Annotated in this window: 12 protein-coding genes; 5 read left to right on the forward strand and 7 right to left on the reverse strand. The window is 72.1% G+C overall.

Annotated elements, in window-relative coordinates; all coding sequences use genetic code 11:
• The first annotated feature begins 169 nt into the window (after positions 1-169).
• From pknB to IO40_RS0109140, 3 genes are all read left to right on the forward strand, one after another.
• Positions 170-2,158, forward strand: a complete 1,989-nt coding sequence (pknB, locus tag IO40_RS0109130; protein ID WP_031175233.1) for a Stk1 family PASTA domain-containing Ser/Thr kinase — start codon at positions 170-172, stop codon at positions 2,156-2,158.
• Between the two features lie 463 nt (positions 2,159-2,621).
• Positions 2,622-3,407, forward strand: coding sequence for a transglycosylase SLT domain-containing protein (locus IO40_RS0109135; RefSeq protein WP_016468484.1), 786 nt, complete (start codon positions 2,622-2,624; stop codon positions 3,405-3,407).
• Positions 3,408-3,424: 17 nt separating this feature from the next.
• Positions 3,425-4,309, forward strand: a complete 885-nt coding sequence (locus tag IO40_RS0109140) for a deoxyribonuclease IV (RefSeq protein ID WP_030406132.1) — start codon at positions 3,425-3,427, stop codon at positions 4,307-4,309.
• Positions 4,310-4,340: 31 nt separating this feature from the next.
• On the opposite strand, the gene IO40_RS0109145 is transcribed toward IO40_RS0109140, so the two are convergent.
• Positions 4,341-4,964 carry a sulfite oxidase-like oxidoreductase gene (locus tag IO40_RS0109145; protein ID WP_016468486.1) on the reverse strand — a complete coding sequence of 208 codons (624 nt, stop codon included), beginning with the start codon at positions 4,962-4,964 and terminating at the stop codon, positions 4,341-4,343.
• Between the two features lie 216 nt (positions 4,965-5,180).
• Between IO40_RS0109145 and bfr the strand changes: the two genes are divergently transcribed.
• Positions 5,181-5,669 carry a bacterioferritin gene (gene bfr / locus IO40_RS0109150; RefSeq protein ID WP_016468487.1) on the forward strand — a complete coding sequence of 163 codons (489 nt, stop codon included), beginning with the start codon at positions 5,181-5,183 and terminating at the stop codon, positions 5,667-5,669.
• Positions 5,670-5,741: 72 nt separating this feature from the next.
• On the opposite strand, the gene IO40_RS0109155 is transcribed toward bfr, so the two are convergent.
• Positions 5,742-6,065, reverse strand: coding sequence for a (2Fe-2S)-binding protein (locus IO40_RS0109155; protein WP_016468488.1), 324 nt, complete (start codon positions 6,063-6,065; stop codon positions 5,742-5,744).
• Between the two features lie 131 nt (positions 6,066-6,196).
• Positions 6,197-7,546, reverse strand: a complete 1,350-nt coding sequence (locus tag IO40_RS0109160) for a class II 3-deoxy-7-phosphoheptulonate synthase (RefSeq protein WP_030406130.1) — start codon at positions 7,544-7,546, stop codon at positions 6,197-6,199.
• A gap of 272 nt (positions 7,547-7,818) precedes the next feature.
• On the opposite strand from IO40_RS0109160, the gene IO40_RS0109165 reads away from it, so the two are divergent.
• Complete coding sequence (locus IO40_RS0109165; RefSeq protein WP_031175234.1) at positions 7,819-9,789, forward strand: anthranilate synthase family protein; 1,971 nt, start codon at positions 7,819-7,821, stop codon at positions 9,787-9,789.
• Between the two features lie 15 nt (positions 9,790-9,804).
• Here IO40_RS0109165 and IO40_RS0109170 read toward each other — a convergent pair whose 3' ends face one another.
• From IO40_RS0109170 to macS, 4 genes are all read right to left on the reverse strand, one after another.
• A complete protein-coding gene (locus IO40_RS0109170) occupies positions 9,805-11,082 on the reverse strand; it encodes an SLC13 family permease (RefSeq protein ID WP_031175235.1) in 1,278 nt (425 codons plus the stop codon).
• 31 nt (positions 11,083-11,113) lie between these two features.
• Positions 11,114-12,142, reverse strand: a complete 1,029-nt coding sequence (locus IO40_RS0109175) for a 6-phosphofructokinase (protein ID WP_016468492.1) — start codon at positions 12,140-12,142, stop codon at positions 11,114-11,116.
• 301 nt (positions 12,143-12,443) lie between these two features.
• Positions 12,444-13,139 carry a response regulator gene (locus tag IO40_RS0109180; protein ID WP_016468493.1) on the reverse strand — a complete coding sequence of 232 codons (696 nt, stop codon included), beginning with the start codon at positions 13,137-13,139 and terminating at the stop codon, positions 12,444-12,446.
• Positions 13,129-14,406 carry a MacS family sensor histidine kinase gene (macS, locus tag IO40_RS0109185; RefSeq protein ID WP_369126514.1) on the reverse strand — a complete coding sequence of 426 codons (1,278 nt, stop codon included), beginning with the start codon at positions 14,404-14,406 and terminating at the stop codon, positions 13,129-13,131. The genes IO40_RS0109180 and macS overlap by 11 nt, the downstream gene beginning before the upstream one ends.
• Between the last annotated feature and the right edge of the window lie 46 nt (positions 14,407-14,452).

The raw sequence follows: 14,452 nt of genomic DNA on the forward strand, positions 1-14,452 counted from the left end.
CCGTTGATGTTCGTTGTTGCTTTCCGTTGGGGTACCAAGCGGTAGGCACCATCGTCGCGAGGGTGGCTGTTTCGTGTCGGGGGGGCCGTGTCACTGTTCGGCTTCAGTGTGGGGGGTCGGGTCCACCGTGGGGGGATGGGGGGACGCGGGCCCTCGTACACTCTGCGCAATGGACACCACCCTCAAGGACCCGCTGGTCGGCCAGGTTCTCGACGGCCGGTACCGCGTCGACGCCCGCATAGCCGTCGGCGGCATGGCGACGGTGTACCGCGCCATGGATCTGCGTCTGGACCGGGTGCTGGCCTTGAAGGTGATGCACACCTCGCTGTCCGCGGACGACTCGTTCGTGACCCGGTTCATCAGGGAGGCGAAGTCCGCCGCCCGGCTGGCCCACCAGAACGTGGTGGGGGTCTTCGACCAGGGCACGGACGGTACGTATGTCTATCTGGCGATGGAGTACGTGGAGGGCTGCACCCTCCGTGACGTCCTGCGGGAGCGCGGCGCGCTCCCGCCCCGCGCCGCGCTGGACATCCTGGAGCCGGTGCTGGCCGCGCTGGGCGCCGCGCACCGCGCGGGCCTGGTGCACCGGGACGTGAAGCCGGAGAACGTGCTGATCGGGGACGACGGCCGGGTGAAGGTCGCCGATTTCGGTCTGGTGCGGGCGGTGGACTCGCAGACGTCGGCGACGACGGACTCCATTCTGGGCACCGTCTCGTATCTGGCCCCGGAGCAGATCGAGGACGGTACGGCGACTCCGCGTACGGATCTGTACGCGTGCGGTGTGATGCTCCACGAGATGCTGACCGGTGCCAAGCCGTATGCGGGCTCGTCGCCGGCGCAGGTGCTCTACCAGCATCTGCACAAGGACGTGCCGGCTCCGTCGGAGTCGGTGCCGGGCATGGCGGCGGCGCTGGACGGGCTGGTGGCTCGGGCGGCGGCGCGCTCCGCCGGGGAGCGCCCGGCGGACGCGGTGGCGCTGCTCGCGGAGGTCCGCGCGGCGCGGGCGCAGCTGACGGACGAGGACCTGGACGCGGTTCCGCCGCGGGCGAAGGACGGCGGCGAGCCGATGGCGGTGTCCCCGGCGGCGGAGGAGGACGCCGGGTCCGTCTCGTCGGTGGCGGTCGCGCCGGGTGCCGCGGAGGCGGAGACGTATGTGATGTCCCGTGCGGCGGTGGCGCCGGAGGGGGATCCGGTGGAGCGGACGGCGGTACTGCCGGGCCCGGTGGCCCCCGGAGACGGCCCGGACCCGGCGGCGCGGCGGGCTGCCGCTCCCCGTCGGAGGGGGCTCCAGCCCCGCTGGGTGCTGGCGGTGCTGGGTGTGGTGCTGGTGGCGCTGCTGGGGACGGGGGTCTGGTACGTCAGCTCGGGGCAGTTCACGACGACGCCCGCGGTGCTGGACCTGACGCAGGCGAAGGCGACCGCGAAGCTGAGGGACGCGGGCCTCGATGTGAAGGTGGAGCGGGAGTACAGCGAGCGGGTCGAGCGCGGCCATGTGATCGGCACCGATCCGAAGCCGGGTGAGCGGGTCCGCAAGACGGGTTCGGTCACGCTGACGGTCTCGCGGGGTCCGAACGTGGTGAAGGTGCCGGATCTTTCGGGGACGCCGCTGGCGGACGCCCGCCGGAAACTGAAGGACGCGGGGCTCAAGCCGGGTCAGGTGAACCGGCGGTTCGACGAGGAGACCGCACAGGGTTCGGTGGTGACGACCGACCCCGGGGCGGGCAGCCGGCGCAGGCCGGGCGCGGCGGTGGCGCTGACCGTGTCCAAGGGTGCGCCCGTGGAGGTGCCCGACGTGGTGGGTGAGGCGCAGGGCGACGCGGTGTCCGAGCTGGAGGACGAGGGGCTGAAGGTGCGGATCGCCGCGCAACGTGTCCACTCGGAGGAGGACAAGGGCGCGGTGGCCCGCCAGTCCCCGACGGACGGTGCGCGGCTGGCGAAGGGCGACACGGTGACGCTGACGCTGTCGAAGGGGCCCGAGGTGGTCGAGGTGCCCGATGTGGAGGGCGGCAGCGAGGACGAGGCCCGCGAGAAGCTGGAGCGGGCCGGGTTCGAGGTCACGGTGCGCAGGATCTTCTTCGGCGACACCGTCTTCAACCAGTCCCCGGGCTCGGGGAAGAAGGCCCCCAAGGGGTCGGAGGTCACCATCTGGCTCCGCTGAGTCATCCGCACGGACGCCAAGGCCCCCGGCAGTGCCGGGGGCCTTTCGCGTGCCGGGCGTGGGTGGCCGAGGCGTCTCGCTGTGACCTGGGGTTTCCCGTCGTCGCATCCGACATGACCGTTATGCCCGGTAAGTCGGGAAAAACAGCCGCCGTTCGTACATGAGGGGTGACGAGGCGTGACGCGAAGCCCGCCCCCGTGTGAGCCCACCCATAGGACGCACATCACCTACGAAACGGGGTAGTGGGGTCGCCGCTCCCGCTTCGACCTGGAATGCAGTGGGCTTTGCGCCCTGCACTCCGGAGCCCTTTCAACGAATTCGGGTAGTACGTCACATCGTTGATTTCCCAAAACGGGGCCTTTAACAATTACCGGCGTCGCACGGCGCCGAAACAGAACTCGGCGTTCCCCCGGCTCTCCGCCTCTGCGACGACGCCCAGCGATGAAAGGTTCCGCTCTTCCTCATGCCCAGCATCTCCGGTTTCTCCCTCGGTAATCTCAGCTCCAGGACGAAGAAGATGTCGGCCGTCGGTCTCGGTACCGCCGGTGCCGCGGCGCTGGCCCTGACGGTGCTGCCCGGCACGGCGGCCCAGGGTGACGCCGGCCAGGCCACGGCGGCCAAGAAGGTCAACGCCCAGAACGTGTCCTTCAGCACCCACTCCTCCGTCCTGCCCGCCCAGGGCAAGGACATCGCCGCGGCGCAGCACAGCCTGATCGCCGTGCCGGCGGGCGCCAAGAAGGTGGAGAGCGTCAAGGACGCCGCCGTCACCGCCAAGAGCTTCACCACCACCGACGACGCGGCCAAGGCGATACGCGCCGACGCCAAGCAGCGGGCCGCCAAGGCGGACGCCCAGCGGAAGGCCGAGGCAGCGGCGAAGAAGGAGCGGGCGGCCAAGGCCGCGGCGAACCGTTCGGCGCAGCGCGCCTACCCGAACAACCTGGACGGCTGGATCCGTGAGGCCATGTCCATCATGCGCAAGCACGGCATCCCGGGCTCCTACGAGGGCATCCACCGCAACATCATCCGGGAGTCGGCCGGCAACCCGTACGCGATCAACAACTGGGACATCAACGCCCGCAACGGCGTGCCCTCCAAGGGCCTGCTCCAGGTGATCAAGCCGACCTTCGACGCCTACCACGTCGAGGGCACCTCCTGGAACCAGTACGACCCGGTCGCCAACATCGTGGCCGCCTGCAACTACGCGGCGGACCGGTACGGCTCGATGGACAACGTCAACTCCGCATACTGACCGGCATACTGGGTGGTGTGACCACGAACGAAACACCACGCACCCGCAATCCCATTGGCGGCCATGTCCCCGTAGCCGGGGGCCTGGCCGCCACTGGCATTTCCTATGCCGCCGAAATCGACGCCGAAGCACTTCAGGTCTTTGTCGCCAATCCGCGCGGCTGGGCGACCCCCGACGGAAATCCGGAGCAGGACGCCGCATTCCGTGCCGCCTGTGCAGAACGTGGTCTTCCCGCTTATGTGCACGCGCCCTATCTGATCAATTTCGGTTCCCACACCGAGGAAACCGCCCGCAAGTCCGTGCTGTCGCTGCGGCATTCACTGCGGCGTGGCCGGGCGATCGGCGCCCTGGGGGTCGTGGTGCACACCGGGGCGGCGACGGGGGGCCGGCCCCGGGCGGTGGCCATGGAGCAGGCGCGGACACTGATGATGCCGCTGCTGGAGGCCCTGACGCACGAGGACGACCCGTGGCTGCTGCTGGAGCCGACGGCGGGGCAGGGCGCCTCGCTCTGCTCCCAAGTGCACGAGCTGGGCCCGTACTTCGAGGCTCTGGAGTACCACCCCAAGCTGGGCGTCTGCCTCGACACCTGTCATGTGTTCGCGGCCGGGCACGACCTGACGGCTCCGGGCGGGGTGGACAGCACGCTGCGGGAGCTGGTGGAGGTGACCGGTCCGGGCCGGCTGCGGCTGATCCACGCGAACGACTCCAAGGACGTGGCGGGCGCGCACAAGGACCGGCACGCCAACATCGGAACCGGTCACATCGGGCAGGGCCCGTTCGCCGAGCTGCTGGCGCACCCGCTCACGGACGGGGTTCCGCTGGTGGTGGAGACGCCCAGCGACAAGAAGGGGCACGGGCACGCGGCGGACGTGGCGCTGCTGAAGAAGCTGCGCGACGCGTGAGGGCGGCCCCGGGGTGCGGGGCGCGGTCCGGCTACAGCTCCGGCCCGTCGCCCGGCTCCTCCTGGTACGAGTAGCGCTGTTCGCGCCAGGGGTCGCCGATGTTGTGGTAGCCGCGCTCCTCCCAGAAACCGCGGCGATCCGCTGTCATGTACTCGATGCCCCGCACCCATTTGGGGCCCTTCCAGGCGTACAGATGCGGTACGACGAGCCGGACGGGGAAGCCGTGCTCGGCGGTGAGCGGCTCACCGGCCCGGTGGGTGGCGAAGACGGTCTTCTCGGCGGTGAAGTCGGCCAGCCGCAGATTGGAGCTGAAGCCGTACTCGGCCCACACCATCACATGGGTGACGTCGGGGGCGGGCGGTGCCAGTTCGAGGACGGTACGGGCGAGGACCCCGCCCCACTCGGCGCCCAGCATGCTGAACTTCGCGACACAGTGCAGGTCCGCGACGACGGTCTCGTACGGCAGTGCGGTGAACTGCTCGTGGTCCCAGCTGTGCTTCTCGCCGTCCGCGGTGGCGCCGAAGACGCGGAAGTCCCAGCGCTCGGGCTTGAACCGGGGAACGGGGCCGTAGTGCGTGACCGGCCATCCCCGCTGGAGCCGCTGGCCGGGGGGAAGCTCCGGTTGCTCCCTCTCACGGCTGTGCGGTTCTCCCATGCCTTCCATGGTGACAGACCCGGGGCAATGGTCCTGACCACCCCCCGGCGCGGCGGGCGCCGCCTCCAGGAACCCCGGAAAGGGGCACAACAGGGCAGAGCGGTAAGCCTTCGCTTACTGGATCGAACCGGTGGGCGGTGACAGGATGCGCGATTGCGCGCAGCGGCGCGCACTCTGCCCGGTCCACGCGTCACGCCCCTGGAAGGAGCCGCCACCATGCAGGGCGACCCCGAGGTCATCGAGTTCCTCAACGAGCAGCTGACCGCCGAGCTGACGGCGATCAACCAGTACTTCCTGCACGCCAAGATGCAGGAGCACAACGGCTGGACGAAGCTCGCCGAGTACACCCGTGCGGAGTCCTTCGACGAGATGCGGCACGCCGAGCGGCTCACCGACCGCATCCTCTTCCTGGAGGGCCTGCCCAACTACCAGCGGCTCTTCCATGTGCGGGTGGGCCAGACGGTCACGGAGATGTTCAAGGCCGACCGCCAGATCGAGGCGGAGGCGATCGACAGGCTGCGGCGGGGGATCGAGCTGATGCGCGCCAAGGGCGACATCACCTCGGCCAACATCTTTGAGGACATCCTCGCCGACGAGGAGCACCACATCGACTATCTGGACACCCAGCTGGAACTGGTGGAGAAGCTGGGCGAGCCGCTCTACATCGCGCAGCAGATCGAGCAGAAGGGGCCGGACGAGACCTGAGCACCGCGGGCTCCCGCGCCCGGCCGCCGGAAGGGGATGTCCCCGGCAGTCGCACCGGGACCCGGGAGAGGGTCAGGCCGCCGCTCGGGCGACGCTCGGCACGGGCAGCGTGACCGGCCGGGGCGCCGGCGGGGTCGGCGCCGGCTCCTGCGGGGCCGCTTCCTGTGGGGCCGCCGGCTGCGCCGCCTCGGCCGTCAGGGCGGGCTCGCCCCTCTCCAGTGCGGCCCGGCGCGGGCAGGTGCCGCGGCCGAGGATGCCCTGGATACGGCGTACGCACGAGCCGCAGTCCGTGCCGGCCTTGCAGGCGGAGGCGATCTGGCGCGGGGTGCACGCCCCCGCCGCCGCGTGCTCACGCACCTGGTCCTCGGTGACGCCGAAGCACGAGCAGACGTACATGCGTCCACCTCCGCGTCGGTCCGGTCAGCCTTACTGAGGTAAACCTAACCTTACTCGGCCGGTTGTGTCCACATACGCGCCTGGGGCCCGCGTCACACCGGTGACGCGGGCCCCATCACAAGCAGCGGACCTCACTGGTCGCGGTACATCTCCGCGACGAGGAAGGCCAGGTCGAGGGACTGACTGCGGTTGAGACGGGGGTCGCAGGCCGTCTCGTAGCGCTGGTGCAGATCGTCGACGAAGATCTCGTCGCCGCCGCCCACGCACTCGGTGACGTCGTCCCCGGTCAGCTCCATGTGGATGCCGCCGGGGTGGGTGCCCAGGCCCTTGTGGACCTCGAAGAAGCCCTTGACCTCGTCCAGCACGTCGTCGAAACGGCGGGTCTTGTGGCCGCTGGCCGCCTCGAAGGTGTTGCCGTGCATCGGGTCGCACACCCAGGCCACCGTGGCACCGGAGGCCGTGACCTTCTCCACCAGCTCGGGCAGCCGGTCGCGGATCTTGTCCGCTCCCATCCGGGTGATGAACGTCAGCCGGCCGGGCTCGCGGTCCGGGTCCAGCCGCTCGATGAGGGCGAGCGCCTCCTCGGCCGTCGTCGTCGGGCCGAGCTTCACCCCGACCGGGTTGCGTACCTGGGAGGCGAACTCGACGTGCGCCCCGTCCAGTTGCCGGGTGCGCTCGCCGATCCAGATCATGTGCCCCGAGACGTCGTAGAGCTTGCCGCTGCGCGAGTCGACGCGGGTGAGGGCCGACTCGTAGTCCAGCAGCAGCGCCTCGTGCGAGGAGTAGAACTCCACGGTGCGCAGCTCTTCCGGGTCGGTGCCGCAGGCGCGCATGAACTTCAGCGCCTGGTCGATCTCCCGGGCGAGCGCCTCGTAGCGCTGGCCCGACGGGCTGGAGCGGACGAAGTCCTGGTTCCAGGCGTGCACCTGCCGCAGGTCGGCGTAGCCGCCGGTGGTGAAGGCCCGGACGAGGTTCAGCGTCGCGGACGAGGCGTGGTACATCCGCTTGAGCCGCTCCGGGTCGGGCGTACGCGCCTGAGGCGTGAACTCGAAGCCGTTGACCGAGTCGCCCCGGTAGGAGGGGAGCGTCACCCCGTCACGGGTCTCGGTCGGCTTGGAGCGGGGCTTGCTGTACTGGCCCGCGATCCTTCCCACCTTGACCACGGGGACGGCGCCCGCGTAGGTGAGGACGGCACCCATCTGGAGGAGCGTCTTGAGCTTGTTGCGGATGTGCTCGGCGCTGACCTGGTCGAAGGCCTCCGCGCAGTCCCCGCCCTGGAGCAGGAACGCCTCACCGCGCGCGACCGCGCCCAGCTGTTCCCGTAGCTGGTCGCACTCGCCCGCGAAGACGAGCGGCGGATAGGACTCGAGCTCGGCGACGACATTGCGCAGAGCCTCACGGTCCGGCCAGTCGGGCTGCTGTGCTGCGGGCAGGTCTCGCCAGGTGCGGGCACCGGCGTCGGGTTGGGCGTTCACAGTCACGGGACCAGGTTACGGGGTGCCGCTCGGCGCTCGTTCAACTGCCCGCGATCCGAGACCGGGCACGCCGCGGCACGACGGCCGGGAGCCGGTCGGCTAGGGTGTGAGGCGTGCACGCGCTTTCGACCATGAACTGGTGGTGGCCCGCCCGGCAGGCGGCCCGCCACGACGCGCGTACGCACTGAGAGCACTCAGTACACGTGACAGGCCGCCCGAGGGGCGGCCTTTTTCGTGTCCGAGCGGCCGTCCCTCCCCACCAGAAGGGACGAATCCCCATGAATCACCCTGCCGCCGACGCCTCGCCCGATCCCGCGCGCCCCACGGACCCCACCGCTCTCCTCGGCCGACTCGCCCGCGACGACGCCCCGCCCTTCGCGCTGCTGCGGCGCCGCACTCCGGGGCGTACGGAAGACGTCGTGGAGATGCTCGTCGGCGGCGTGCGCGAGGTCACGCGCCTCGCCGACATCCCCGTGCGCCCCAGCGGTGAGGCGGGAGCGCTGGCGCTCATCCCCTTCCGTCAGCTGCACGAGCGCGGATTCCAGGTGCGGGACGACGGCACCCCGCTGTCGGTGCTGCTGCCCGACGAGCGGTACGAGCTGCCGGCGGCGGCCGTGCTCGACGCGCTGCCCCGCCACCGCGTCCGGGTCGCACAGGGCGCCTTCGACGTGGACGACGACGCCTACGAACGGATCGTGCGGCGGGTGGTCGAGGACGAGATCGGCGCCGGAGAAGGCGCCAACTTCGTCATCCGGCGCGACTTCGAGGCACACATCCCCGGCTTCTCCCGCGCCGACGCCCTCGCCCTCTTCGGCCGGCTGCTCCGCGGCGAGCAGGGCGCCTACTGGACGTTCGTCGTGCACACCGGGGACCGCGCCCTGGTGGGTGCGAGCCCGGAGGCGCACGTGCGGATGAGCGGCGGCACGGTCGTGATGAACCCCATCAGCGGCACTTACCGCTACCCCGCGCAGGGGCCCGACGTGGCGGGACTGCTGGAGTTCCTGGCCGACCGCAAGGAGACCGAGGAACTGTCCATGGTCGTCGACGAGGAGCTGAAGATGATGTGCACCGTCGGCGACGAGGGCGGCGTCGTCGTCGGCCCACGGCTGCGGGAGATGGCGCACCTGGCGCACACCGAGTACGAACTGCGCGGGCGCAGCACGCTGGACGTACGCCGGGTGCTGCGCGAGACGATGTTCGCGGCGACCGTGACCGGCTCCCCCGTCGAGAACGCCTGCCGGGTGATCCACCGGTACGAGCCGGGCGGGCGCGGCTACTACGCGGGCGCCCTCGCGCTGATCGGACACGACGCGGGCGGGGCCCAGACGCTCGACTCCCCCATCCTCATCCGCACCGCCGACATCGACGCGCGGACCGGACGGCTCCGCCTGCCCGTCGGCGCCACCCTGGTGCGGGACTCCGACCCGGCGAGCGAGGTCGCCGAGACACACGCCAAGGCGGCCGGCGTGCTGACGGCGCTGGGCGTCCGCGCCCCGGCGGCCCGCCCGTCCGGCGGGAGGGCACCACGACTGGCCGACGATCCGCGGGTGCGCTCCGCCCTGGAGGCCCGGCGCGCGGGGCTGGCGCCGTTCTGGCTGCGGATGCGGGTGGAGCGGCCGGCCCCCGCCGGCGGCCCGCGCCAGGTGCTGGTCGTCGACGGCGAGGACACCTTCACCTCGATGCTGGCCCACCTGCTGCGCGCGACCGGGCACACGGTGCGGGTGCGGCGCTTCGACGAGCCGGGGCTGCGCGCGGCGGCGCTCGGCCACCCGGGGCCGGTCGTGCTGGGGCCCGGCCCCGGCGACCCGCGTGACGGGAGGGACCCGAAGATGCGGCTGCTGCGCGGCCTGGCCGCCGATCTGGTGCGCGCACAGCGGCAGCCGCTGCTGGGGGTCTGCCTCGGGCACGAGCTGCTCGCCGGTGAACTGGGCCTGGAACTGGTGCGCAAGCAGCGCCCGTACCAGGGGGCGCAGGAGACGGTGGACCTGTTCGGCCGCAAGGAGACCGTCGGCTTCTACAACTCCTACGCCGCCCGCTGCGACGCCGAGGCCGCCGCCGAACTCGCCCTGCACGGCGTGGAGGTGAGCCGCGACCCGCACAGCGGCGAGGTGCACGCCCTGCGCGGGCCCGGGTTCGCCGGGGTGCAGTTCCACCCCGAGTCCGTACTGACCCTGGACGGGATCAGCATCGTCGCCCGGCTGCTGACCGCCCTCGCACAGGCCCGGCCCGCGGCCCGCGCACCGCACTGAACGCCGGTGGGCACCTCAGCCCAGCAGCCGGAGGGAGCCCCACAGGGCCACCATCGACAGCACCAGCGCGGGCGGCACCGTCAGCAGGCCGAGCCGGGTGAAGACGCCGAGCCGCACCCGGTGGGTGTGCTGGTGCAGGATCTGCCGCCACAGCAGGGTGGCCAGCGATCCCGCGTAGCTGAGGTTGGGGCCGATGTTGACGCCGAGCAGCACGGCCAGCACCGGCCCCGCACCGCCGGGTGCGGTCAGCGGCAACAGCACCAGCACGGCGGGCAGGTTGTTGATGACGTTGGCCAGCAGGGCGGCCAGCGCGGCGACGGCCAGCAGCGACGGCAGTCCGCTGCCGTGCGGCACCAGGTGGCCGAGCCGGTCGGCGAGCCCGTTGTCGACCACCGCGCGGACGACGACGGCCAGCGCGAGCACGAACGCCAGGAACGGCACCCCCGCCGCCGCGACCAGCCGGCGCGGGGAGGCGTGGCCGCGGTGCACCGCGCGGACCCCCAGGACGAGCGCTCCCGCCGCCGCGGCCCAGGCCGGCTCGATCCCGGCGGCGGAGGTGACGACGAACCCCGCCAGGGTGCAGCCGACGGTCACCAGCGGGAAGAGCGGCACCCGCACCGGTTCGGTGTCCTGCGGCCCGGGCCCCTCCAGTTCCTCGTCCCGCAGGTCGGCCGCGAAGAACCAGCGGATGACGGCGTACTCGACGGCGATCGCCACCAGCCACGGCAGCGCCATCAGGCCCGCGAACCGGGCGAAGGTCAGCGGGACGGCGGCGAGCGCCAGCAGGTTCGTCAGATTGGAGACGGGCAGCAGCAGGGAGGCGCTGTTGGACAGATGGGCGCAGGCGTACAGATGCGGCCGGGCGCGCACGCCCAGCCGCGCCGCGGTCGCGAGGACCACGGGGGTGAGCAGCACGACGGTGGTGTCCAGGCTGAGCACCGCCGTGATCAGCGACGCCACGGCGAACACCGCCGCCAGCAGCCGCCGGGACCGGCCGGCGGGGCCGGACCCGGCTGCCGCACGGGCCATCCAGGCGCCGCAGGCGTGGAAGAGCCCTTCGTCGGCGCAGAGCCGGGCCAGTACCAGCACCGCGGCCAGGAACGCGATGACCGGGCCGAGCCGGGCGGCTTCCTCGGCCGCGTGGCCCGGGCTCACCGCACCGGTGGCGACGGCCACCACGGCGGCCGGGACCGCGACGAGGGCCTCCGGCCGGTGCGGCGGCCGGGCGACGGCCCAGCCGAGGGTGGCCAGCAGCAGGGTGACGGAGAGGGCCTCGGCCAGGGTTGCGTTCATTCCGGCCTCGGCCCCGCCCCTTCATCCGTGCTCACCCAAAGAAGACGCCCGCCTCCTCGTACAGCGCAGGGTCCACCGTCTTGAGCTTCTCGGTGGCCTTGGAGAGCGGTACCCGCACGATATCGGTGCCGCGCAGGGCCACCATCGTGCCCCACTCCCGATCGCGTACGGCGTCGATGGCGTGCAGCCCGAAACGGGTGGCCAGCCAGCGGTCGAACGCGGTGGGGGTACCGCCGCGCTGGATGTGACCGAGGACGGTGGTGCGGGCCTCCTTGCCGGTGCGGGCCTCGATCTGCTTGGCCAGCCACTCGCCGACGCCGGAGAGCCGCACATGGCCGAAGGAGTCCGTGCTCTCGTCCTTGAGCACCATCTCGCCGCCCTTGGGCATGGCGCCCTCCGCGACGACGACGATCGGCGCGTAGCTCGCCTTGAACCGGGAGGTGACCCAGCCGCACACCTCGTCGACGTCGAAGCGCTGTTCGGGGATGAGGATGCAGTTGGCGCCGCCGGCCAGTCCCGCGTGGAGGGCGATCCAGCCCGCGTGCCGGCCCATGACCTCGACCACCAGCACCCGCATATGGGACTCGGCGGTGGTGTGCAGCCGGTCGATGGCCTCGGTGGCGACGGTGACGGCCGTGTTGAAGCCGAAGGTGTAGTCGGTGGCCGACAGGTCGTTGTCGATGGTCTTGGGGACACCCACGCAGTGGATGCCGTACTCGTCGGTGAGCCGCGCGGCGACCCCCAGGGTGTCCTCGCCGCCGATGGCGACGAGGGCGTCCACCTCGTACTTGGCGAGGTTCTCCTTGATGCGGCGCACCCCGTCCTGTTCGGAGAGGGGGTTGGTGCGCGAGGAGCCCAGAATCGTTCCGCCACGGGGCAGCGTGCCGCGCACCGCGGGGATGTCGAGCCGTACCGTCTCGCCCTCCAGAGGTCCGCGCCAGCCGTCGCGGAAACCGGTGAACTCGTAGCCGTACTCCTGGACTCCCTTACGGACCACGGCCCGCATGACCGCATTGAGACCGGGGCAGTCGCCGCCGCCGGTCAGCACTCCGACCCGCATGGGATCTCCCTTCTCCACGTGGACGCGCCTGACGGCGCGCTGTGCGCACGGACGTGTGCGCAGCGCGACACCGTCACGCTAGCGGTGATCCACGTCACAGGGGATGCGGCGGAACGCCGGTTTCGGAGGGAATTGCGGCTCGCGCGCTCCCGCCCGTCACCCGTACGAAGGACCGGAGGCGGGGTGCAGTCCGCACTTCGCGGGCCCGGGCCGGGGCCGGACGGTGCGCGTGCGGACCGTGCCCCACCGCCCCGCGTCGGTCACGGTCCGCACCGGCGCTCCGCGGCCCTGAGAAGACGGGCTAGTCGTCCAGTCCCCGCTCGATCGCGTAGCGGACCAGTTCGACGCGGTTGTGCAACTGGAGCTTGCCCAGGGTGTTCTGCACATGGTTCTGGACCGTGCGGTGCGAGATGACGAGCCGTTCGGCGATCTGTTTGTAGCTGAGCCCCTTGGCGACCAGGCGCAGCACTTCCGTCTCCCGCGCGGTCAGCTTCGGCACCTCGGGGCCGTCCTCGGCGGCCGGTGCCGGACCGGCGGCCAGCCTGCGGTACTCGCCCAGCACGAGACCGGCCAGCCCGGGGGTGAAGACGGGGTCGCCCAGCGCGGTGCGGCGCACCGCGTCCAGCAGTTCCTCGGGCCCCGCGGATTTGACGAGGTAGCCGGTGGCGCCCGCCTTGACGGCCTCCAGCACATCCGCGTGCTCGCCGCTGGCCGAGAGCACCAGCACCCGCAGCCCCGAGTCGGGGCCGACCAGTTCGCGGCAGACCTCCGCGCCGGGCTTGCCCGGCAGGTTCAGGTCGAGCACCAGTACATCGGGGCGGACGGCCCGGGCGCGCCGCACCGCCTGCTGGCCGTCGCCCGCCGTGGCGACGACGTCGAAGCCGGCCTCCCCCAGGTCCCGGGCCACCGCGTCCCGCCACATGGGGTGGTCGTCGACGACCATCACCCGTACCGGGCCCGCCTCGTCCACGTCCGCCGTCCCGCGCTCAGTCGTCATGCTTGGGCACCCTCATCTCCACTTCGGTGCCCTGCCCGGGCACCGACACCAGCTCCGCCGTGCCGCCCAGATCGCGCAGCCGTCCACGGATGGACAGCGAGACCCCCATCCGTCCTTCGGCCTCCGCCGCCGCCAGTCGCCCGGCGGGGATGCCGGGGCCGTCGTCGCGGACGGTCACGATCACCGCGTCCGGCTCGTCCTCCAGCAGGATCCACGCCTGTGCCCGGCCGTCCGGCCCGCCCCCGGCGTGCTTGCGCACATTGTCCAGCGCGGCGCCGACCGCCGCGGCCAGTTCGCCCGCCGCCTGCGCCGGCAGCAGCACCGGTGCCCCCGGCTCGGCGAACGTCACCCGGGAACCGGCGTACGAGGACAGCAGCGCCCGCACGTCGCACGGCCCGGCGCCGTCGTCCGCCCCGGCATCCACGGCGCTGCCCGCATCCTGCTCCGGGCCGGTGTCCGCGCCGGGCCCGGGCTCCCGTTCGGAGGACCGGCCTCCCCCGGCACCGGAGCCGGGCGGGTCCCCCCAGGTGTCCGCCGCGCCCGGGGTGCCGGAGCCGGGCCCCGGACGCGGGGCCACTCCGCTGGAGACCAGGGCACGGAGGGCGACCTCCTGCTCGCCCGCCATCCGGCCCAGCTCCGCCGCTTCCCCGCCCAGGGCCGTACCGCGCCGCTGCACCATGGCCAGCACCTGGAGGACGCTGTCGTGGATGTCGCGGGCCAGCCGCTCCCGCTCGCGGGTCGCCGCCTCGATCTGGAGGGCACGGGCGAGGGTGCGCTCACTGGCGCGGGCCACCTCGATGACGTAGCCGATGGCGATGCTGGCCACGCACACCAGCAGCACGTTGTGGAAGGTGGTGCGCGTGATCGTGCCGCGCTCGATGATGTTGGCGGCCCCCACCAGCACCGAGGCGCCCGCAGCCCACCGCCAGCCGCCCTTGAGGGCGAAGGCCAGCACGGGTCCGGCCACCCAGATCGACGGCAGCGTGGGGCCGACCTGGTCGTTGCCGTCCGCCACCGGGGACAGCAGGATGCCGGCGACGCCCAGCGCGATGTCCGTCACCAGGAACGGCAGCGTGCAGCGGTCGGCCGAGGCGACGTTGCGCAGGGTGGCGAACGTCCAGCAGGCGAGGACGGCCAGGAAGACGGCGCCCGGGACGGGAGCGCTGTACTCCTCGTAGCTCCACACGAAGACACCCGCCGAGTAGAGGACGGCCAGCACCCGGTAGCCGATCAGCGCCCGCCACAGCGGCTGCTCGACGGACATCATCTTCACGGCAGTGCCCTCACGTGTCCCCCACCTGTCCTCTTCGGCC

The organism is Streptomyces albus subsp. albus (assembly GCF_000725885.1).
Lineage (GTDB): Bacteria > Actinomycetota > Actinomycetes > Streptomycetales > Streptomycetaceae > Streptomyces > Streptomyces albus.